The sequence below is a fragment of the Photorhabdus sp. RM71S genome (assembly GCF_042879355.1).
Classification (GTDB): Bacteria; Pseudomonadota; Gammaproteobacteria; order Enterobacterales; family Enterobacteriaceae; genus Photorhabdus; species Photorhabdus kayaii.
In genome coordinates this window covers 13,433-36,197 of the sequence record NZ_JBHFKV010000042.1, presented here as the reverse complement: position 1 = coordinate 36,197, position 22,765 = coordinate 13,433, and the positions used below count along the sequence as shown (strand labels likewise).

Here is a 22,765-nt window from a genome sequence, read left to right as displayed (position 1 = left end):
AGCTTAAAATTAGGAAAACAATATTCCAAGAGCAAAAATGGCCGCTCTTAGGGCAACCATTTTATTTGCGATATCGTATGTCTAAAGGTGGAAGATAAATCTCACGAATCCTCTAGCTCACAACCACATGCTAGTTCGACAGCTTCCTTCCTATCAATATGTATAAGAATTGCACGTATCAACGACTATTTATCATCAAATTGCCCAGGCAAAATCGGTAAGCCTAGCTCTTTAAGGAAGCTATTATGTGTTGCTAGAGCTTCATTTAATCTTTTTTCAAGAACAACTAATTCATCATTTACGGCTTTAAGATCAACCTTTTGTTCAGATTTAGCTGTACTTACATACCGCGATATATTGAGATTGAAATCATTCTTCTCAATTTCCTCCATCGTCACTCTGCGAGCATAGCGTTCCACGTTGTCTGGACGTTCTTGATAAGTCTCGATGATCTTATCAATGTGTTCTGGCATCAGCTTATTTTGGCGCTTCATTGGCTCAAAATGTTCGCTGGCGTTGATGAACAATACATCATCATACTTTTTGCACTTCTTAAGGACCAGAATACAAACCGGAATACCTGTCGAAAAGAACAAGTTTGCTGGCAAGCCAATCACAGTGTCGATGTTGCCATCTTGCAGTAATTTCTTACGAATCGCATCTTCTTTACCGCCTCGAAACAGCACTCCATGAGGCAAGATGATTGCCATAGTGCCTTCATCACTGAGGAAATGAAAACCATGAAGCAAAAAAGCAAAATCAGCTGCTGATTTTGGTGCTACACCATAGCTCTTAAACCGGAAATCATCACTCATTGCTTCGCTTGGTTCCCAGCGATAGCTAAATGGAGGATTCGCTACAATAGCATCACACTTAAGCTTTTTGGCCGGATTCATCTCATTCAAAAGGTCCCAGTCATTAAGCAACGAATCACCATGATGAATATCAAACTCAGTGTCTTTTACCCCATGCAATAACATATTCATGCGAGCTAAGTTATAGGTAGTGATATTCTTTTCTTGACCGTAAATCTTACCAATACCATGCTTACCAAGTCGCTTACGAACATTAAGCAGTAAGGAACCAGAACCACAGGCAAAGTCCATTACACTTTCAATCCGCTTCTTATAGCCAGTCTTAGGATCTTGGCTGTCTAACGAAACTATTGCAGACAATACATCTGAAATCGGTTGTGGTGTATAGAACTCACCGGCCTTCTTACCAGAACCAGCGGCAAACTCACCGATCAAATACTCGTAAGCATCCCCCAATATATCGCTGTCTGTAGAAAATTCAGCGATTCCCTCTGATACTTTCTGGATTATAGTGCAAAGCTTGGTATTACGAGCCGTATAAGTTTTACCCAGCTTCTCAGAGTTCAGGTTTATCTCGGAAAACAACCCTTGAAAAGTACTTTTGAAACTGTGATTCTCAACATGATCAAAACCATCATCTAACGTTTTTAGTAGTTCTGTACTTTGAGATCTAGCTAACTCTGCAATGTTGCTCCACAAGTACTTCGGTTCAATAACATAATGGACCTTTGTACGCATGTGTTCTTGAAATTCTTTTCTTTCAGTTTCAGTCAATTGCTCATAAAACACAGCCAAAGGTGAACGCTTGTCGCCTTCTGCCAGCTTAGGGTAATCAGAGCCAAGCTCTTTTTTAGCTGAAGTTTCATAATTATCTGACAAGTAACGCAGAAACAGGAACGACAACATATAGTCACGGAAGTCGTCCGCATTCATTGCACCACGTAAGTTATTTGCGATATCCCAGAGGGCCTTACCTAGCTGATTAAGCTGTTCTTTAGTCATGATTAATTTGTCTCAGTCGTTAATTCTGGGAATAACTCAGGGTTGAATCGATAGTTTTCCATGAAATCACTTAATATTTTACGGAAGTAGCCTTTGTTCTCTTCCTGCATTTCCATTGGATCAAACATAGAGTAATCACCATGACTCAGGATATTGATAATACGAGCATGAAGGACTCCATCTGGATCATCATCGTCTTGCTTAATACAAGCGGAGAAATTTTTAAACCCATGAAATGCTGCTGTTTTCTCCAAGATTCCACGCAAAATATTAAAGTGATAGGTATATAGTTCACCGGACTCCGCAGCCTGGTGAAGTTGCGTCAGTAATGCTACATGATGAAAAAATGGCGTGCTATTGGTATAACGTAAAGTGTAAGAACCAGACTCCTTGTCACTACGTAAGAAGTAAGGTTGAAGCTGTTTTCGCTTTTCTCCTAACTCATTCCAAATCACATTGAAAAATAATGCATGGTGAGACGAAACAACAACGCGTATATCACCATCTTGGTCTTTTAATAGTTGTGCTAGATGGCTTGCCACAGCAATGGCGTTATTATCATCTAAAGATGATATTGGATCATCAATATAGATGTAATTGACCCAGCGATACGCATCTTGACCATCTATAGCAAGCTGAGCTACTGCTAGAAAAAAACACCAAACAAAAATGTTTTCTTCACCACGAGATACTTTGATGTGCTCTATAGTTTGGGCTGTATCGCCATCATGAACTTCTCGAACGAAATTGATACTCCATTCGTCGTAATCAATAAAGAAATCAAAATCAGCATAACGGCGTAATAATGGACGAATACGGTTTTCCATTTCTAGCTCTTGCAGACCTATAAAGAAACGCGAATCACTATTCATTCGAAGAACACGCTCTGAGTCACTGTCTAAGTCGTTATCCCAATAGAACAGATCTTCGGTAAAAGCGTTAAAATAAAGAGTATCTCTACGGTCACCATCCCTACCAAGATCTTTAAACTCCATAGATAAGCGAGTCTTACCTGTTCCGTTATAGGCAAAGAGAACAATGTATTTTTTTTCCTCCAACTTATCGCGAAGGTGGGCAGCGACTGCCCCCAGATCATCAAAAGTCATTTCGTTCATATCCCCATTTTTTCCATTAATGGGAACAACTGTTGCATCATGCCTTTCTTATATAACTTTAGAAATGATAACTTTTCTGTTTGGTCATCGATTAGCTTTTTGATGGAGTCCAGAAACTCAGCTATTTTTTGCTGTTCTTTAATGTTACAAGGGATGCATAGTGCCACTTTCTCTAGGTTATCTACTGAAAGCCCTGGCTGAGCTTGTCCTGTTGCATATTGATTTAAGTTTAAGTTCACTAGCATATAAAAAAGCCAATCTGTATCGACATTTTTAGTTGGTGTCACTACAACCGCATGTTCTGTTGCATGGAAACTACCTGAGACAAGATTTACATTTCCGCATAGAGCACCTTGGCGGCCAATAAGAGAGTATTTACCTACATGAGTAAATGTCCGTGTATAGCCACGTAGGCCATTACCACCGAAACATGGATGCAGACCATCAGCTGATTCATGAATAATTTCCGAGGCACGAACAAACTTACCAGCTTGCATATGACAAACTTCACCTAACGTCTTAAGTTCCCAGCCATTTTGATTCAAAAATTCTGGAAAGCGCAATTTCGGTAACTCTTCACTAGCTTCTGGGAAAAGTTGTTGCATCAAACCTTTCTTGTGCGCTTTAAGGACATCCAGCTTCTGCTCTTCCAATGCGATACGCTCATCGAAAGATGATAGGAAATCTGCAATTTTTTGTTGTTCGGGCAATGTAGGAACCATTAACCGAACATTCCTAAAAAACTCTTTTACACTGACATTTAACAACCCATGTGCTCTTCCACCTTCCTGAGCTATTTTACTTACTTCAGAGTTAAGAGCCCCAGACTCGAAATAATGCTCAAAATAATCACTCCTAAAGCCATCTTTTGTTTTAAAACAAATGTACAAAGTAGAAACTACACCTTGCTCATACAGTTTTAGGGGTTTGATTGCCCCCATAGGGTAGCCTTTGGAGTAGCTCTTGTTATAAGCGAAATCACCTTTTTTCAAAAGGTAGTATCCCGTTAGATCTTTCGCCGCAACACTCTTTTTGAAATACTCCGTTTGGCTAACCAGTCCATGCTGCGCAGATATAGTCAACACGTTTGTGTTATTTTCTACATTCTTGGTTGTTATCCGTGAGAATACCTCTCCAAATGACATGATCTTCCAACTTTCATCACTCATAAAATCAGGAAATCTTCGCTCAGGGATCAGAGCCTTATTGTATTCTTTACTCATATGCAGCTAACCCCGAAATTTCACGGCCTTGTGCCAACTTTTGTAAGTGCGGCACAAGATCTTCCATCAAAGCGATCTCAGCCAAACGTCGAGCCTTCCAACCCAACTCTAGGGGCTCCAACAAATCTGTAAGTTGCTCGCCATCAAATATCATTCTGTTCATAATTCCATCGACAAAAACGCTTAAGGCTTGCGGTGACAAACCATGCTTCTCTGCCATTTTTGTTAGCTCTTGACCTGCTTTAGCAGCTTTAAAAGCTAGATAACCATCGCGGATCTCTTGTTCTGTCAAGCTTTGTTCTACTTTTAAGCTATTGATGTAGGAGATAATATCTTCTCGCTCACCCATCAGGTTAGCACTGGAGCTAATCAAATCGATTAGCTGCGCTCGTGTCATCGTCTGCTTAGTCTTGGTTGTCTGAGTAGATTTAGCAATCAACGCCATTATGTAGTCGTAGTCAATCACCGCTGATGCAAAAAGTACGAATTCAAAATCAAGTTGTTGTACAGCATCTTCAACATCATCGCCACCTTTGTCCCGCTTTCGTTTTAACTCTTGAGCAGTTTCTAGATAGGAGCCTTTAAAGCCGCGCAGTGTGTCTTCCGGCAATAGTTCTGCAACGGTTTGTTGGTTTTCAACACTCAAGTCAGTATATTGATCCAATTGAGTTTTGAGCTTCTGCACTTCTTTAAAATGATTGATAAACTCTGCTTTAGCGGTGTCTCCTTTTAAGTTAGCTACGTCTGAAGGAGTACACTCTAAGCCATGCTTGAGCATAAATGTTTGTAGATTTTCGACTGCTTCTTTGAATTCGTTCACTACAACAGGCGCGGGATCGACCAACCAAATTTCTTTGGCCCGCCCCTTGGCGGTACCGGAGAAAAGACCAATTGCTGCGTTAACTTCATCTTCCTGACCACGGAAGTCTAAAACGTTGCCCCAGGGTTTGCTATCGTTCAACACGCGATTGGTGCGAGAAAACGCTTGTATCAGACCATGATGCTTGAGGTTTTTATCTACATACAGAGTGTTCAAATACTTAGAGTCGAAACCTGTCAGCAACATATCCACAACGATAACCACATCGATCTTATTCTTACGCGGATAATCAGCGTTTGAGTATTTCTGATCTTTAATACGCTGCTGAACGTCTTGGTAATACAGATCGAACTCACTAATCTTATGGTTCGTACCATATTGCTGGTTATAATCCTCAATGATTGCTGTTAGCGCCTTCTTCTTCTCATCCGGCTGCTGTTTGTTGTCTTCCTTTTCTTGTTCCAGATCTTCTTGTAACTGCTGCACATCTTTGTTTCCTTCTGCGGGAGGAGAAAACACACAAGCGATGTTCAACGGTTCAAAGCTACTATCTTCGGCTTGTTTCTCTGCTTGGATAGCTTTGAATTGCTGATAATACTCGATAGCATCATTAATCTTTGCTGTCGCCAATATGGCATTGAAGCGGCGTTGGCTCGTGGCACTATCATGTTTATCTAAGATGGCATTAATTACAGCTCTCGGCGGCGGATTTTCGCCTTTCTTAGGTTTTTTCTCACCGTTATCTTTACCGAAATAATCGATATGGAAACTCAGTACATTTCGGTCATCAATAGCATGTGTGATGGTATAGGCATGTAGTTCTTTCTGGAATACATCTTTTGTAGTCACATTAGATGCGACAGTGCCATCGATCTGCTTGTATGTAGCGTTGTCATCAAAAATGGGGGTACCAGTAAACCCAAACAACTGCGCATTAGGAAAAAACTCCTTAATTGCTTTGTGGTTATCACCAAATTGCGAACGATGGCATTCATCAAAAATAAATACGATTCTCTTATCACGCAGTGGCTCTAGACGCTCTTTATATGTTGGCTTGCCATTTTTCTTATTAACCTGATTACGTTTGCTGTTTTCATCTAATGCTAAGCCAAGCTTTTGAATGGTGGTGACGATAACTTTATCGGCATAATCCTCCGAAAGCATTCGGCGAACTAGCTTTTCAGTATTGGTGTTTTCTTCAACACAACCTTCCTGGAACTTGTTGAACTCCTCACGGGTTTGACGATCTAAGTCTTTCCGATCGACAACAAATAAACACTTTTCAATATCTTTATTGTCTTTTAATAAGGTAGATGCTTTAAATGACGTCAAAGTCTTACCGCTACCTGTTGTATGCCAGATATAGCCATTACCACGATTTTGGTGGATACAATCAACAATCGATTTTACCGCATATATTTGATACGGACGCATAATGAGCATTTTCTGTTCACTCGCCACGAGTACCATATAACGACTAATCATTTGTCCTAGTGTGCATTTAGCCAAAAAGTCATTCGCAAAATCATGCAAGTGAGCAATCTTTTTATTGTTGATGTCGGCGTGCTGATAAATTGGAAGAAAACGTTCATCAGCATCAAAACTAAAGTGCTGGCTATGGTTGTTCGCAAAATAGTAAGTTCGATGCTCATTACTGATGATGAACAATTGCATAAAGCACAGTAATGTGTTGGTGTAGCCATTACCAGGATCATTCTTGTAATTCACAATCTGTTCCATAGCACGACGAGTTACGATCTGGTGGCTCTTTAGCTCCACTTGAACAACTGGTACACCGTTGATAAGAATAATCACATCATATCGGTGATGGCTATTATCTGTGTTTATGCGAAGTTGATTGATGACTTCGTATTCGTTTTTACACCAATCATTGATGTTTACCAATGTGTAGTGCAGTGGAGTGCCATCCTCGCGTTGAAAGGAATTGCGCTCACGTAAGGTCTTAGCGGCAGAGTAAACATCTGAGCTGATGATCTCATCACGCAAGCGGGCAAATTCAGCATCCGTTAGATTAACTCGATTAAGCCTCTCAAACTTTTCTCGAAAGTTACGCTCTAATGAATCCTTATCACGAATATCTGGTCGATAGGTATACTTGAGATCTTGTAATTTTTTGATGAAGCTTTCTTCGATCTGCTGTTCTTTTGTCATCTGCTGCATTCCGTTCGAGACTAAGCTCGACCCTTTTGTTTTTCGATCCATGCTTCTAGATCTGTTCTCTTAAAGCGCCAACTGCCGCCAACCTTAAAACCCGGTAGCTTTCCTTCGCTAGCGAGCCTGTACGCCGTTTTTTCATTCAATTTGAGGTAATCAGCCACCTCTTGAATCGTCAGAATTTCATCGCCCATTATCTAATCCCACACATTGAACAAACAGATTGTATGAGAAAATTGCGGAATTCACAATGTACTGCCAGAACTCACTGAACTTACTTTCCACAGTGTCAATGCTGGGCATCAATGTGTGGAGATACGCCTAATCATTCTTGCAATTAGTCACTTAGATCTTGGGGGCGGGGACGGAGGAGTTGCAATCGGTAAGTTATCTTCCAACCATGCTCTTTCGTGTATATACAGCCAGAAGAATGCAGCATTACAATCAGACTTTATATCTCGTCGGATAGCTTGCGGATACTTTTGGCGATAACGAAGGATCTGATGTTCATAACGTCGCCTTTTGGATTCATACTTGCATTGTTTCCGCCATTGCACCAATCCAATTGTTGCTGAAATTAACATCTCTACACTTCCGATAGAAATGGACAGCCTTCGCGCAATTTCTTTACGATGGAAACCTCTTCTTGCGAGCACGATAGCTGTTTTGCAAACCGAAGGTAATAACTTTGTGGGTTTCAGTCGTGTATTTACGTTTGCAAGAAGGGCAATAGATTTGACAAAACAACGGCTTTTACCTGTTTCCCGGCTAACGCAGGCAATTGACCTACCTTTCCTTAAGAGCTTTAAGCACTCAGCTTTTTTCTGATGACTGTCATCCACCTGACAAAAACTATGAGCAGCACTGCCGTAACCTATTGGCTCAGTACAATTTAGCCAGTAACTAAATAAAATGTGCTTAAAAGGCTGCTGCGAAGTATTTTCATGAAGCAAGTATGACAAATATTTATAATCTACCGATGTCTTAGGAAGCAAACTGTCAGATGGATACTCCAGTTGCAAAACAAATCGATAAAACTCAGAAGATAACAAGCGTCTTCTAATTCTGTTGTGTTTTGTCACATACCCTAGTTCACGTAATCTTTCTCTGTAAAAATCCAAGCTTATTTTGGGGCTGCTATCCTCTTTTGCGCTCAGAAACTTATTTGCATAGCGTGCTAACTCGAAGCTTGATTGCGAGCTTTTTCGACAAAGGTCATGAATCGCTGGTAAGCCTATGTTTGTTCTGATCCGCTCGGGAAGTGCAACATGCACCAACCATATAGAATGCTTTGAGCACGACTCGATACCTGGTATCTGGTGACTACGGTGCCAGTAAGCAACACCATGATTACCAATATCAGACTTTACACACTGTGGACAGCATTTTAGGGATAGCGGCTCTCTTTCCCTCACACAAGATAGTTGACTAGCTCTTGTCGCTGTATAGTTATTGCTTGAAATAAGCCCCAAATAAATTTCATTAGAATGTAAAGGTAAGCAACGCATGAAAACTGGAGCTAATGTCTGTTGATACAGTAAGTTATCTACCTCTTCATCAGATAACTCTGCCAAATGGCTTAGACCCGCAGTTAAATAGGGGTGAATACTTGCCTTTGGGCTGTCATAAACAGTTAATAGGAATTTTGAAGTAGACAGACCTGATACAGATAAGAATCTGATAATTCGACTAAAAAGCAATTCATCTGGTAGTGCATTTGGCAGACAATACATATATTCACCATAAACGCAGTCCGGCTCCAATAAGTGTAACAAAGACCGGAGCTAGGTCACTTCCCCAAAAATGTATTCCATTTGAATTTTTAGACCATACTTTTGCTACTCTCTAGGTAATGATTGTCAAAAACAGGTGATACCTTTGAAATTCAACTTCGCCTCACAACCTTTTACCCCTAGTTTTGATAGTTTGCCTGTTGGCTCACATGAACGCTTCATACATGGATGCTGGCAGTTGAGGTTGATGAGGTTTCATGCCTTCTCACACGAGTGTCGAGAAGAACTTCAAGATACGTATAATCATATAAATCAGGGGATAGGCGTCCAAACAGTTTACGTTGATCTTCTTTCTTTAGGCCAAGACTACCAGAATGAACATCAGCTCTTGAACATCATCCGGAATAGCAATCAGGCCTATTGGATTTGGTTTACCAATTGCGAGGCTCTGTTAGAGATGTCTTTCGCAGGCTGGTTACGTTCCGTTCTCACCACTTCTGACATTGAGCACATTAGAGTAGTGTTTCTGCTTAATAGCCGAGACCTCTACAATAACATCTTTCAACGTTATTCAGCACCACTGTACAAAGCGACTACAGCTCTCGAAATTCACTAAATATAAAAGATTCATCACATAATATACCGACATCTTGCATATAAGTAGGCACATTTCCTGTAGCTATTCCATGTTGAATCAAGTCAGGGTCTCCAATCATATGAAGGAGTTTATCCGTCAAGTGCAACTCACGTAGCCTCACCTCAAATTCTGGATGGTGCGGTCTATTATAATCACCAATAATTCTCGGCTTACCAAGCTTTGTCTTAAGAGTGTTAGGAACAGTATTTTGCTTGGCCGTTCTTCTCGGTAAGATGAGATTTTGCCTAGCTTCTATTACTTCATTGGTTCTCGACGATAAAGAACATGCTACAGGGTAAGCATACTCAAGTACTGCACTTGTTATGTTCTCATCACCAGTACCAATAACTAATCGTTGAGCTTCACAGTAAATACGACACGCCATATCAATATTCCCTAGTGAAAGCTCATACATCTTATCATTCAGCTCATCACTGAGCTGGGTTTCTACATTAGTCCACTGTAAATCCCATAGCTCAGCGATAAACGATTCCCAGCCTATGTCGTGGCGTTGAAGTGGTTTCATAAAGATTGTCCTACCACTTTCTGCTCGTCGTGCATTTTTAAGAGTCAAAGCAAGTGAATCATCAAAAGGCGGGTTAGCACAGAAAAATAATGGGACACCAAGCTTATTTACTATGTGGTGCAAAAACTTGAGAAGATTATTTTCACCACCAGTTCTCTTGAACTGAAGGTTTTGCATCTCATCAATAACCAATATTCCTAAGTGGCTCGACTTGATCTTTTGTTCAATCTGAGTGAGTAGTTTAGGGATTGTCGTTCCAGGTGTGGTTCGTTCATTCCGCATTGCTGAATCCAAACTAAACAATATCTCCTCACAAAGCTCCCGAACACTTGAGTTTCTAGGGCAATCGACCTTTACCCAAACCACCTGATACTTAAAATCAAGAGGTTTACCATTGTAGTTACCATGCTCAATCACATGTGGAAAATAACTAAGAACTTGTTCCAGCATACAAGTTTTGCCAACACCACTATCACCGATTAATGTTATACCCTTTCCTTTGGGCACAAAATAGCCAGTTGCTGGTTCAACATTAGGACGCGCATCAACAGGATAGTGTAAATATTGCATTGTGGTAGGTGTGAGCGGATTCTTAGCCAAATAACCTGACTTAATTGCTCTTTCTATCGCTCTGAAACATTCAATATATTGGGGGAGTGGTTGTCGCAACTCATCAATTCGAGCAAGATATTCCTCCCTTTCTAGATAATCTAAGGAAGTTCGAATGTGTGAAGATAGATCGGGATAGTTACAGAATTTTTCAATTACATCGCTATCATTTGCCTTTTTAGGAAGTGCTTCAATTAAAGGGTTTCCTTGATATTCAGGCAAAATGGCTTTACTGTAGTTAGCTTGTTCCCATCGCATAATGCTCTTCACATCGACTCCATTATTTTTTTCTTCTTGGTAGTTTTGTCAATTGATTAGAGTAACTACGATCTTCGGTTTTAACACCATCTTCAACTTGTTCTACAGGTGAAGACTCTTGTTGTTCCTTAGATTCTATCCACTCAATTTCTTCTCGTCGTCTTTGCTTAACATTTTTAGTTCGCTCCCCCTTGGTTTTCAATTTGGGAGTCTGTTTTACAGATTTAAATGCACTTTTTTGAATATTTTCCTTATGGCTTAAGTTATCAATTGAAGAGACCGTGATTAGTTGTTTACGCTTCTTTTCATCAAGCCAGTCACGCAGATAATAAACCTCAGCAAGTGGCATTCCCTTTAGTTCCTTGCTTCTTTCCAAAATATCGCATCGAGTAAAGCCTTCATTATCTTTCAGCCTTACATAGATATATGAGGTGTCATCATAATTAACTCTGGCTTCTAGCTTAAATCGTCCGTAATTTCGTGCAATGGCAGCTAAATTTTCGTCACGAATACGTTGACAGGAGTAATACATTTCATTGAACAAAACCCCGCTCCGTGTCATTGAAACGTCTTCTCGAGGTAGCAAGCGAGCATTTATTTCATCCAAGCTAGCCATTTTAAGTGCATGTCGATGGTTTAATAGGTGTACATTCCAGTGATTTATTGGTGTCGGGGATAGATCATTTTCAATTAGTAGACGGCTCGTTAAGGCTAGATCGTCAAATATTTCTTTGTTGTGTTCTAACACATCTCTGATCAAGAGCGATGTAACCTCTCGTAGTGTATAAATTGCATCTTTTCTCGGGTCAGGACTGCCTCTAACGATTTTGCCACCACGACTACTTCCTAGAAGGCGATGAAGGGATTTATCATTCAAGTAGCCAAATCGCCTTTCAACTAAGCTTTTACAGTCAGGTCGGTATGGAGGGGCTATTTGTAATTCCGTTAGAGGAACTACGAGATCCTGTGGTTTTAACCCTATCATTTCCCCATTGTCACAAATCAATCTCTGGGGAAGATGCGAACATGGCCAGTTTTCTTCGCTGATCTCAATTCCAAATTGCTGACAATATTCAATTTTTGGAGAGAATGCATTTACTAGTGCCTGTCGAGCAGCCTTCCATGAAGCGTGGTACAGAGAAACATGAAATCCAACAATCATTCGGCTGGCGCGGTCTATTATTGAGTAAATTGTTGGCCGACCTATAACATGGTTTCGACGTAATTCAGAAACGATATGAACGTCAGCGACCGTTGCATCAATCTCAAAGCAACTACCTGGCACTGGAGTTTTATCGGTGATGCTAGCTTCTACTGCTCTTTTATTTCTTAAGTAGTCACTCTTGCTTGTCCTAAATTTAACAACCTCATCTTGGTTGAAGATCTTTTTCGACCAGTTTACGAACTGTCTATAACTCGGTACACCTGGAATCCTATCTAAATAGTGAGCATCTAAAATTTCAAATTGATAACTTTGTCTTAGTAAATTCTTATATGTTTCTTTTAAGTTGAGACCATTATTTTTTAAATGGTATTTTTTCAAAGCTTTTTCAAATAATTTTCGATCTTTTTCTTTTACAATATATGACTGAGGTGAATCGAATTGTCCGGTGCGTGAAGCAAGCTTAGTTCCAAGACTATTTTTCACGTCCTCTCTTATTTTTCCTTTCCCACCGCTCAAGCTATAAGCGGGTAACAAAGCATTTTTTGTTTGTCCAAGCTTCCAATACAAATTGAGTAGCCGATATATTGTCTTATTATCAGTTCCTAACTCCTTGGCTTGAATAGAAACTTCTGGAATTTTTTTCTTTGTCGAGAATTGAAAAAGAAGAGATTGATCTTGAACTAGATTTTTAATTTTCCTATATCTATCTTCCCTTATTAATTTATACTTTTCAGGAATTTCCTCTTCATCATTTAACAAGTAAGGATTCGGTTCATAAGTTACTTTTTGGATCTTTTTTTCCTTAAATAACATATAAAAGTGTTCAAGTTGAAGCAAAGCTGGTCTGACGATTATTTTTGTATCTTCAAGGTTAAACACAATTAATGATGATATACTGTCTTCAATTTTGAGAACTCTATATGTACCATCTTCCAGACCTTCAACATCTATAAATTTCCAAATACTATTAATTTCAATCTTCACCAGCAACTCTCCTCACATTAGAAGAAATACTAACAATAGTGATAATTGGAGAGGTTTCGAGTAAAGTTGACAAATCAACAGTGATAAATTTTTTAGCTATCAACATCCTTAGAATATTTAAAGCACTTACGCTATCAATATTAAAAGTGCTCATAAATGTATCACAAAGATCTAATTTCAAGTGCTTCCCAACCGATAGAAGGCTTAATGCTGGATCAACAAACTTAGCAATATCGTATTGCGTACCTGAGCGTAGAGGATCAGTTGCCCATGACAAATTTCGGCTTAAAATCTCCGCTTGCTCGCTACCAGTAAATACCTGAAAGGGAACGCCTAGCAATTCCCACCAGATTCTTTCAATTTCAATCTTTTCAAGAACCCTAGGGTTATCCAATTCTTCTTCTGGCTTAACACAAAAAGCAAGATAGGATCTACCAGCACCACAATCCACGGTTGCTAAAATGTCAGTAGTCATGATGAACGGGATGCCGGTTTTCGTAACTGTTGGGTGTTTAACACCAAGTGTTCTTGCTACCTTTTGGCTCAACTCCAAAGGAAGCAGCGGAAACTGTTCCCGAATATCAATAACATCATCACGATGCTCAAGAATATAGAAGAGTTGAGATTCTTTAGACGAAAGAAGATGGTGGGTCCTTCCTGTTTTCAGACCAAAAACTTCAGCCCGAAAAGCATTAGAATCTTTAACATCTCTTACAGTGAACCAAGGCTTGTATTTGCTCCCTTCTCCTTGACCCCACTTGTTTCGAAGGTGACGCCTGTAATCCTCATAACTTTCAAAGCTGCGAGTCATAATCTACTCCAGTTATCATCCTTACTGAGAGCGTAGACTCACTAGCTCATTCTGGCAAACTATATTTTACATGATTGTTGATTTGGGCAATCTTTATTTGATATTGGCAAACTTTATTTTACCTACACACAGTCACAATGCTTGAGCACATGCCCAAGCGGAACTCCATGCCCATTGGAAGTTATAGCCACCAAGCCAGCCGGTGACGTCTACCACTTCACCAATAAAGTAGAGTCCTTTTACCTGATTAGCTTCCATCGTTTTGGATGAAAGTTGGTGAGTATCAACACCGCCCATTGTCACTTCAGCGGTGCGATAGCCTTCCGTTCCGTTGGGTTGTACCCGCCATGATTGGAGGTTTACAGCCAACTGTTTTTGCTGATTTGGGGTTAGTTGTTTAAGAGCAATATCTGGGATCTGACCGAGCGTTTGCAGGCACTCTGTCAGCCGCTTTGGTAATAATTTTGCCAAAGTATTTTTTACGCTTTGGTTTGGATGAGAACTCCGCTCTTTCTCCAGAAGGGCTTCCAGATCACTATCTGGAAGTAAGTTAATACTCACAAACTCTCCTGATTGCCAGTAACTGGAAATTTGTAAGATTGCTGGACCAGAGAGTCCTCGGTGAGTAAACAGGATATTTTCTTTGAACAGAACGCCATTTTCGGCGGTAACAATGGCGGGAACAGACACGCCAGAGAGCATATGAAGTTGCTCCAGTAGTGGTTTATGCAGAGTAAAAGGTACAAGGGTGGCGCGGGTTGGCAAGACTTTCATGCCGAACTGTTCTGCAATTCGATAACCAAAAGGCGTTGCTCCAAGACCTGGCATAGATAACCCACCGGAAGCGATAACAAGTGAGCGTGTACTTACTTCTTTTCCGTTAACGATGATAACGAAACCTTGCTCATTTTTTTCTACCTGGCTAACTTCACTGCGCAGACGAATAGTGACCTGACCGGCTTCACACTCTTTCAGCAACATATCAACTATCTGTTGGGCGGAATCATCACAGAAAAGCTGTCCTAGTGTTTTTTCATGGTAAGCAATGCCATGACGTTGAACCAGTTCGATAAAATCCCATTGTGTATAACGGGCCAGAGCCGATTTGCAAAAATGAGGGTTAGCAGAAAGATAAGCTGATGGTTCTGTGTACATATTAGTGAAGTTGCAACGTCCACCACCGGACATCAAAATCTTACGCCCGGCTTTTTTACCATTATCCAGAACGAGTATCCGTAAACCGAGCTGTCCAGCCTGAGCTGCACAGAACAAACCTGCTGCACCGGCACCAATAATCACCGCATCAAATTTTTCCACTGTTTTTCTCTTTATGACTAAATAATTTAGTGGGGAATTTCCCCTAATATGTTGTATTTTTGATAAGTTTGTAGGGAAAAAGTCCTTTATAACTTAAAATTGTCAATTTTTTAAAAGATATGTAATTTAATGATATATAAGGAGTATTCCTATTTCTTATTGTTATCTAGTTGTCATGAAATCAAAAAAAGTTCATATTTCACTTCCCCCGCTAGCATTTGTCACTGATAATGCGCCGCGTTCATGTCCAACTAACTGGCTTAACGTTTATGCTACATCTTTTTACTGGCCTGGATTTTCACACCAGCCTAATGTTAGTACTGGCACTACTGTTTGTGCTATTTTATGAAGCCATTAATGGCTTTCATGATACCGCGAATGCGGTAGCAACAGTTATTTATACCCGTGCTATGCGAGCACAGTTCGCCGTTGTTATGGCTGGGGTATTTAACTTCTTTGGTGTTCTTCTTGGTGGATTAAGTGTTGCTTACGCGATTGTACATTTACTTCCAACCGATCTTCTTCTCAATGTCAGTTCTGCTCATGGCCTTGCTATGGTGTTTTCCATGTTGCTGGCTGCGATTGTCTGGAACCTTGGGACCTGGTATTTCGGTTTACCTGCATCCAGTTCTCATACCCTGATTGGTTCTATCATTGGTATCGGTTTGACCAATGCGATCGTAACCGGTTCTTCTGTGGTTGATGCGTTGAATGTGCCAAAGATGATACAGATTTTCCTGTCGTTGATCCTCTCTCCTTTAATCGGATTGATCATTGCGGGGGCAATCGTGTTTCTACTGCGCCGTTACTGGAGTAGCACCAAGAAACGTAAACGTATTCATCTGACTCCCGCTGAACGTGAAAAGAAGGATGGTAAGCGTAAACCTCCTTTCTGGACACGCACTGCGCTGATTTTATCTGCGGTAGGTGTCAGCTTCTCTCATGGGGCGAATGATGGTCAGAAAGGTATCGGTTTGATTATGCTGGTGCTAATTGGTGTAGCTCCAGCGGGATTTGTCGTAAACATGAATGCCAATGGTTATGACATTGCCCGTACCTACGATGCCATTACTCACTTGCAGCAATATTATCAGCAGCATGGCGCAGCGTTATCCCATGCAATTGAACTGACGCCCTCGGTTGCTGTTGCGGAAGATGAACCGGAAGGGCGATTCCATTGTGATATTACGCGTGCTGTCGTTGTTCTTGATCAGACAGAAAGCCTATTAAAGGGCATTCAGAGCTACAGTGAGCTGAGTGCTGAACAGCGTAACAATATGCGTCGCATGTTGATGTGTATTGCTGATACGGCTGAGTCTCTGGCTAAACTTCCGGAAACCCGTGCTGAAGACGCCCGTTTCCTGAATAAATTGCGGAAAGATTTATTACACACCGTTGAATATGCACCTGTCTGGATTATCATTGCGGTAGCACTAGCTCTGTCTTTGGGAACGCTGGTTGGCTGGAAACGTGTTGCAGTCACTATTGGTGAGAAGATTGGCAAAAAAGGTATGACCTACGCGCAGGGTGTTTCAGCTCAGATGACTGCTGCTGTTTCAATTGGTGTTGCGAGTTATACCGGTATGCCGGTCTCTACTACGCAGGTACTTTCTTCTGCGGTGGCTGGAACGATGTTAGTCGATGGCGGTGGTGTTCAGGGTAAAACCATCCAGAATATCATGTTGGCTTGGATACTGACGCTGCCGGTTTCAATCGGGTTGTCTGGTACGCTTTACTGGTTCGCTTTGAAACTGATTTAATTATTTTAATGGATAATTTGAAGGCGGTATGAATCAACTATACCGCCTTTTTCTTTAATACCAAATCAACATAGAAATCAGGCAAATAACAACTAGTCCACTCAGTGCACTGGTCAAAATAAATTGTTTTCTCAACCTTTCACAACGAAGAACAACTTCTGGATCATGATGATCAAGGTAACGTTGTGAATTGATGTAGTTCACTAGCCGTATCTGCTTATTAAGTTGCCCATGAGTAGTGAAAAAGCCGTTACCGTCTACTGATTGATAAAGTAAGGGATCAGACTGACGAAGAATGGACAGCAATGCTCGTAGTGAAGAGAAGTAGCGCATCATATTGATAATGCAGACAAGACACAGTGCCCAAAACAGTGCGATTGTACTGAACATAATCCCCTCCTTAGAATGGTTAGCTAGAGCTGTCACAAAAAAGAAAAAATCAAAATTGCAGGTGGTGACACCTTATATTTATTGTAGGAAAGATAGTCAGATAGTACAAAAAACCTGTTCTGTGTCAGTTGGGACAAAACTGGCAGAAAAACATCATAAACACTTATCTAGTCAGTTTTATCCAACCATACAACTCTAGAGAGACTGATTAGTTGTTCGCGTAAATATATTGAGTTTCAAGGAAGGTCATAAATTCAGAGTAGGATTTTGTTATCCATCAAGTGGCAGGAAGAGCAATTGTGGTATATGTTGTTTGGTGGATGTTCTTTGTCCAGTCGCTAAATACGATGAGCTGTGATCGAAACAGTACTTGAAGAGCATTCTCAGTAGTAATAAACACAGGATAGTGGCAATTTGCCCTGCCAACTCACTAATTCGGCATTATGGAAGGAGTTCGCTTATGGCTTACAAACATATTCTTGTTGCGGTTGATTTATCCCCGGAAAGTCAGGTTTTGGTGAGAAAAGCTGTTTCTATGGCTAAACCGGACAATGCCAAAGTTTCCCTGATCCATGTTGATGTTAACTATTCCGATCTCTACACCGGTTTGATTGATGTTAATCTCGGTGATATGCAGCAACGTATTACTGACGAGACCCGCAGTGCGCTGAAAGCTCTCTCTGCAGATTCAGACTATGACATTCAGGAAACCCTGAGTGGTAGCGGTGATCTGGGGCAAGTACTCGTTGATGCAATTAAGAAATATGACATAGATATGGTTGTTTGCGGTCATCATCAGGATTTCTGGAGCAAATTGATGTCTTCTGCTCGTCAGTTAATTAACACGGTTCATGTTGATATGCTGATTGTTCCTCTGCGTGATGATGAATGACAACAGATTGAAAAGTTATTCGATAAAATCGCCTGCTTATGCAGGCATTTTTTTGGGTGAAATGGAGTGTTGTTTGGTTTATACCCGATGCAATCAAGAAATTTTTTTTACCTTTCTGCAAAAAAACTTCTTGAAAGATGAATATAGAACAGTGATATATTCAAAGGGCAAACACAACTTACCTCACATTTTCGACAAAAATAATTATTAGAAAATGACTGGGGTCCCATCACAACCGAAGTAGAAATAAGGAATAACTAAATGAGCTGTTTACTATCTTTGTCTTCATTTCTTGGATCGATTCAACGCAGGGATGAATATCAACCAGAATATCTCCAGGCTGTTCGGGAAGTATTCACCTCTCTTTGGCCGTTTCTTGAACAAAATCCAAAATACCGCGAACACAGCTTATTGGAGCGTATGGTGGAGCCAGAAAGGGTTATCCAGTTCCGGGTTTGTTGGGTAGATGATCACGGTAAAGTTCAGGTAAACCGTGCATGGCGAGTGCAGTTCAACTCAGCCATTGGGCCATATAAAGGTGGTATGCGTTTTCATCCATCAGTGAACCTCTCTATTCTGAAATTCTTGGGCTTTGAACAAACCTTGAAAAATGCGCTGACAACCTTACCAATGGGTGGAGGTAAAGGCGGTTCAGATTTTGATCCTAAAGGAAAAAGCCAAGGCGAAGTGATGCGTTTTTGTCAGGCATTAATGACAGAATTGTACCGCCATTTGGGGCCAGATACCGATGTTCCCGCAGGCGATATTGGTGTGGGTGGCCGTGAAGTGGCTTTTATGTCAGGGATGATGAAGAAGCTTTCTAACAACACGGCTTGTGTATTTACTGGCAAAGGTCTCTCTTTTGGCGGTAGTTTGATTCGCCCGGAAGCAACTGGTTATGGTCTGGTCTATTTCGTCAATGCCATGTTAAAACGTCATGGCATGAGTTTTGAAGATATGCGCGTATCGGTTTCCGGTGCTGGTAATGTCGCGCAATATACGATTGAAAAATGTATGGCATTGGGAGCGAAAGTGGTAACCGCTTCGGATTCCGGCGGTACCTTGGTCGATGAGGAGGGTTTCACACCAGAGAAGCTGGCTCATCTTGAAGAGATAAAAAACCAACACTATGGCCGAGTGGAAGAATATGCCAGAGAGCGGGGTCTGACTTTCTTGAAAGGGTTACAACCGTGGTCTGTGCCAGTTGATATCGCTTTGCCATGTGCTACCCAGAATGAACTGGATTTGGATGCGGCCAAGGTTCTTATCAAGAATGGCGTTAAAGCTGTTGCTGAAGGGGCGAATATGCCAGCAACTATTTCAGCAACTGAAGCCTTTATTGAAGCAGGTGTGCTATTTGCACCAGGTAAAGCAGCCAATGCGGGTGGCGTGGCAACATCTGGTCTGGAAATGGCACAAAATGCGGCCCGTTTAGGTTGGAAGGCTGAAAAAGTGGATGCACGTTTGCATCACATCATGCTAGATATTCACCACGCCTGTGTTGAGTATGGTGGCGAGGGTAAACAGACCAATTATGTTCAGGGTGCGAATATTGCTGGATTTGTGAAAGTTGCCGACGCCATGCTTGCTCAAGGTATTCTGTAGGCTAAAAGATATCAGCCGCAATATACGGCTGATTTTTTTAACAAGGATAAATGTCAAAACGGTGGTTTTTCGTGGTGATAGCTGCTGATGCAGCGACTCCAGCTAAGGGTTCTGCATAATCAGGCCGCTTTACCACGACGCGGCGTTTTGCCAAAGCGCGTGCAGGGGATAGCAAACTATCAGCATCTTCATCAGCGCCAACCAGAGATTGGAACACCCGCATCTCTTTTTTCACCAGTGCACTTTTCTGCCTATGTGGATACATGGGATCAAGATAAACGACATCGGGCTGTGGCGTAATATCGGCCAGCGCTGTAATGCTGGAGGTATGGAGCAGTGTCATGCGCTCTTGCAGCCAGCCACCAATTTCTTCATCCTGATACCCCCGTTGTAGCCCATCATCCAGCAATGCCGCGACTACAGGATGGCGTTCCAGCATTCTTACATGACAACCCAGAGATGCCAGTACAAAGGCATCGCGCCCCAGGCCTGCGGTAGCATCTACGACTGTTGGCAGATAATCTTTTTTGATCCCTATGGCTTTAGCGATAGCTTCACCGCGTCCGCCGCCAAAGCGGCGGCGATGGGCCATTGTACCTGATACAAAATCGACATAGATGCCGCCTAGCTTTGGCTCATCCCGTTTACGAAGTTCAAGGCGTTGAGGAGTAAGGACCAACGCCATAATAGCGTTTTCGTCATGCACCAACCCCCAGCGCTCTACCAGTTGAGATAAGGCACTGTTATCAGTGCCTTGTTCACAGATTAAACAGATACCCACCTTAATTATCCTTTGATACCGGCCTTGCGCAGCATTGCATCCAGTTTTGGTTCACGGCCACGGAAACGTTTGAACAGTTCCATTGGCTCTTCGGAACCACCACGGGACAAAATGTTATCAAGGAAAGATTGGCCGGTTTCGCGGTTAAAAATACCTTCTTCCTCGAAGCGGGAGTAAGCATCGGCTGCCAACACATCAGCCCATAGATAACTATAGTAACCCGCAGCATAACCACCGGAGAAGATGTGGGTGAATGAGTGTGGGAAACGGCCCCATTCAGGTGAAGGCACTACCGAGACCAATTTCTTCACTTCCTTTAAAGTCTTCATGGTCTGAGCACCTTTCTTTGGATCATAATCAACATGCAGGCGGAAATCGAACTGACCAAACTCAAGTTGACGCAAGATCCGCATAGCAGCCTGATAGTTTTTCGCTGCTAACAGATTATCCAACATGGATTGTGGTAGAGGTTCTTGAGTTTCGTAGTGACCAGAGATAAATGCCAGTGCTTCTGGTTCCCAACACCAGTTCTCCATGAACTGGCTTGGCATTTCTACCGCATCCCACGGTACACCATTAGTACCAGAAACGCCGGCAGTTTCAATCTGGGTCAGCATCAGATGTAGACAGTGACCAAACTCGTGGAACAGCGTGTTGACTTCACTGTGGGTGAACAGCGCTGGTTTATCGCCAACAGGTTTATTGAAGTTGCAGTTCAGATAAGCGACAGGCTTTTGCAGTTCGCCGTTGGAACGACGCATTTTGCTGATACACTCATCCATCCAAGCGCCGCCACGTTTATTCTCGCGTGCGTACAGATCCATATAGAAGCTACCGTGCAGCTCATTGGTGTCATCATACAGATCAAAGAAACGGACATCCGGATGCCAGGTTTCTACATCATGGCGCTCTTTGGCAGTAATACCATAGATACGGCGAATAACTTCGAATAGACCTTCAACAGCCTTTTGTTCTGGGAAATAAGGACGTAATTGCTCATCATTGATAGAGAATTCGTACTGTTTTTGTTTTTCGCCATAATAAGTCATATCCCAGGCTTCCAGCTTATGGGCGCAATGATGCCATTTAGCAAAGCTTTTTAATTCATCTACTTCTTCTTTTCCCTGTGGACGCGCGCGTTTTGTCAAATCATTCAGAAAATCCAACACTTCCTTAGGGGTTTTTGCCATTTTGGTTGCAAGGGATTGTTCAGCATAATTTTTTAAACCAAGCAATTGAGCCTGTTCATGGCGCAGCGCGAGGGTTTCGGCTATCACTTCGCTGTTATCCCATTTACCTGCATTTGGGCCTTGATCGGATGCGCGAGTATTGTAGGCGTAATAAATTTCCCGACGCAGTTCACGGTTATCTGCATAGGTGATAACTGGCTGATAACTTGGCGCTTCTAGAGTCAGTAACCAGCCTTTTTGTCCTTTGGCTTCTGCCTGTGCTTTAGCGGCGGCGATTGCGCTTTCAGGCAGGCCGGACAGATCTTTCACGTCAGTGATTAATTTAGTCCAGCCCATAGTGGCATCGAGCACATTATTGTTGAATTGCGAACTTAAATCTGACAAACGTGCACTGATCTCGCCATAGCGTTTCTGCTTCTCTTCAGGCAGACCAATACCTGATAGTTTAAAATCACGCAGTGCATTTTCGACAACTTTGCGTTGAGGCACAGAAAGCTTCTCAAACTCAGCACTTTCACGTAATGACTTATAGGCTTGATATAATCCCTTATGCTGACCTAACCAGGTACTGAATTCGGACAGTAACGGTAAACTTTCTTCATAGACGGCGCGTAATTCTGGGCTGTTCTTAACTGCATTCAGATGATTGACGGGTGACCATGCACGGGACTGTTTATCTGCCGCTTCGGCCAGTGGTTGACACAGATTATCCCAGGTAAAAACGGTATTCTCGGCCAAGATTTTTTCGACGGTTTGGCGATAATTGGCAATGACTTCTTTTACAGCCGGAACAACATGTTCTGGTTTAATAGAAGAAAATTTTGGTAAACCTGATGGAACGAGTAACGGATTAGTCATATAAAACGTCCTTTTTATGTGTGTTTGGATACATTGCTGAGCGGAGCAACCCTGTATCGTAATGGGTATCGGCTAATAAGATGTAGGTAAAATTCGACA

Annotated in this window: 16 protein-coding genes; 3 read left to right on the top strand and 13 right to left on the bottom strand. The window is 41.7% G+C overall.

The window, feature by feature from the left end; genetic code table 11:
• Positions 1–185: 185 nt before the first annotated feature.
• The 10 genes from ACGF5R_RS18645 to ACGF5R_RS18600 all read right to left on the bottom strand — a co-directional run bounded on the left by ACGF5R_RS18645 (position 186) and on the right by ACGF5R_RS18600 (position 15,190).
• Positions 186–1,817, bottom strand: a complete 1,632-nt coding sequence (locus ACGF5R_RS18645) for a type I restriction-modification system subunit M (RefSeq protein WP_262981088.1) — start codon at positions 1,815–1,817, stop codon at positions 186–188.
• 2 nt (positions 1,818–1,819) lie between these two features.
• Positions 1,820–2,932: an AAA family ATPase gene (locus ACGF5R_RS18640; RefSeq protein WP_262981087.1), complete on the bottom strand. Its 1,113-nt coding sequence runs from the start codon at positions 2,930–2,932 to the stop codon at positions 1,820–1,822.
• A complete protein-coding gene (locus ACGF5R_RS18635) occupies positions 2,929–4,155 on the bottom strand; it encodes a restriction endonuclease subunit S (RefSeq protein WP_262981086.1) in 1,227 nt (408 codons plus the stop codon). The genes ACGF5R_RS18640 and ACGF5R_RS18635 overlap by 4 nt, the downstream gene beginning before the upstream one ends.
• Positions 4,148–7,147, bottom strand: a complete 3,000-nt coding sequence (locus tag ACGF5R_RS18630; protein WP_387692163.1) for a type I restriction endonuclease subunit R — start codon at positions 7,145–7,147, stop codon at positions 4,148–4,150. The genes ACGF5R_RS18635 and ACGF5R_RS18630 overlap by 8 nt, the downstream gene beginning before the upstream one ends.
• A gap of 20 nt (positions 7,148–7,167) precedes the next feature.
• Entirely contained in the window at positions 7,168–7,344 is a 177-nt protein-coding gene (locus tag ACGF5R_RS18625) for a helix-turn-helix domain-containing protein (RefSeq protein WP_042522582.1), read from the bottom strand.
• Between the two features lie 147 nt (positions 7,345–7,491).
• Positions 7,492–8,883, bottom strand: a complete 1,392-nt coding sequence (locus tag ACGF5R_RS18620; protein WP_262981084.1) for a TnsD family Tn7-like transposition protein — start codon at positions 8,881–8,883, stop codon at positions 7,492–7,494.
• A gap of 593 nt (positions 8,884–9,476) precedes the next feature.
• Positions 9,477–10,925, bottom strand: coding sequence for an ATP-binding protein (locus tag ACGF5R_RS18615; protein ID WP_262981083.1), 1,449 nt, complete (start codon positions 10,923–10,925; stop codon positions 9,477–9,479).
• A gap of 10 nt (positions 10,926–10,935) precedes the next feature.
• Complete coding sequence (locus ACGF5R_RS18610) at positions 10,936–13,062, bottom strand: transposase (protein WP_387692160.1); 2,127 nt, start codon at positions 13,060–13,062, stop codon at positions 10,936–10,938.
• Complete coding sequence (locus ACGF5R_RS18605; RefSeq protein WP_262981082.1) at positions 13,052–13,873, bottom strand: TnsA endonuclease N-terminal domain-containing protein; 822 nt, start codon at positions 13,871–13,873, stop codon at positions 13,052–13,054. Before ACGF5R_RS18605 ends, ACGF5R_RS18610 begins: the two co-directional genes overlap by 11 nt.
• A gap of 132 nt (positions 13,874–14,005) precedes the next feature.
• Positions 14,006–15,190, bottom strand: coding sequence for an NAD(P)/FAD-dependent oxidoreductase (locus ACGF5R_RS18600; RefSeq protein WP_387692157.1), 1,185 nt, complete (start codon positions 15,188–15,190; stop codon positions 14,006–14,008).
• A gap of 269 nt (positions 15,191–15,459) precedes the next feature.
• On the opposite strand from ACGF5R_RS18600, the gene pitA reads away from it, so the two are divergent.
• Positions 15,460–16,950: an inorganic phosphate transporter PitA gene (gene pitA / locus ACGF5R_RS18595; RefSeq protein ID WP_112878478.1), complete on the top strand. Its 1,491-nt coding sequence runs from the start codon at positions 15,460–15,462 to the stop codon at positions 16,948–16,950.
• Positions 16,951–17,004: 54 nt separating this feature from the next.
• On the opposite strand, the gene uspB is transcribed toward pitA, so the two are convergent.
• On the bottom strand, positions 17,005–17,340 hold the full coding sequence (gene uspB / locus ACGF5R_RS18590) for a universal stress protein UspB (RefSeq protein WP_049583893.1): 336 nt from the start codon (positions 17,338–17,340) through the stop codon (positions 17,005–17,007).
• 460 nt (positions 17,341–17,800) lie between these two features.
• Here uspB and uspA point away from each other — a divergent pair, with 460 nt between their 5' ends.
• A complete protein-coding gene (gene uspA, locus ACGF5R_RS18585) occupies positions 17,801–18,232 on the top strand; it encodes a universal stress protein UspA (RefSeq protein ID WP_036779007.1) in 432 nt (143 codons plus the stop codon).
• A gap of 261 nt (positions 18,233–18,493) precedes the next feature.
• Positions 18,494–19,837, top strand: a complete 1,344-nt coding sequence (gene gdhA / locus ACGF5R_RS18580; RefSeq protein ID WP_112878477.1) for an NADP-specific glutamate dehydrogenase — start codon at positions 18,494–18,496, stop codon at positions 19,835–19,837.
• A gap of 37 nt (positions 19,838–19,874) precedes the next feature.
• Here gdhA and rsmJ read toward each other — a convergent pair whose 3' ends face one another.
• Positions 19,875–20,618, bottom strand: coding sequence for a 16S rRNA (guanine(1516)-N(2))-methyltransferase RsmJ (rsmJ, locus tag ACGF5R_RS18575; protein ID WP_387692155.1), 744 nt, complete (start codon positions 20,616–20,618; stop codon positions 19,875–19,877).
• 5 nt (positions 20,619–20,623) lie between these two features.
• The gene (prlC, locus tag ACGF5R_RS18570; RefSeq protein WP_387692154.1) at positions 20,624–22,666 is read right to left on the bottom strand and encodes an oligopeptidase A; all 2,043 of its coding nucleotides are present in this window, start codon (positions 22,664–22,666) and stop codon (positions 20,624–20,626) included.
• Positions 22,667–22,765 lie beyond the last annotated feature (99 nt).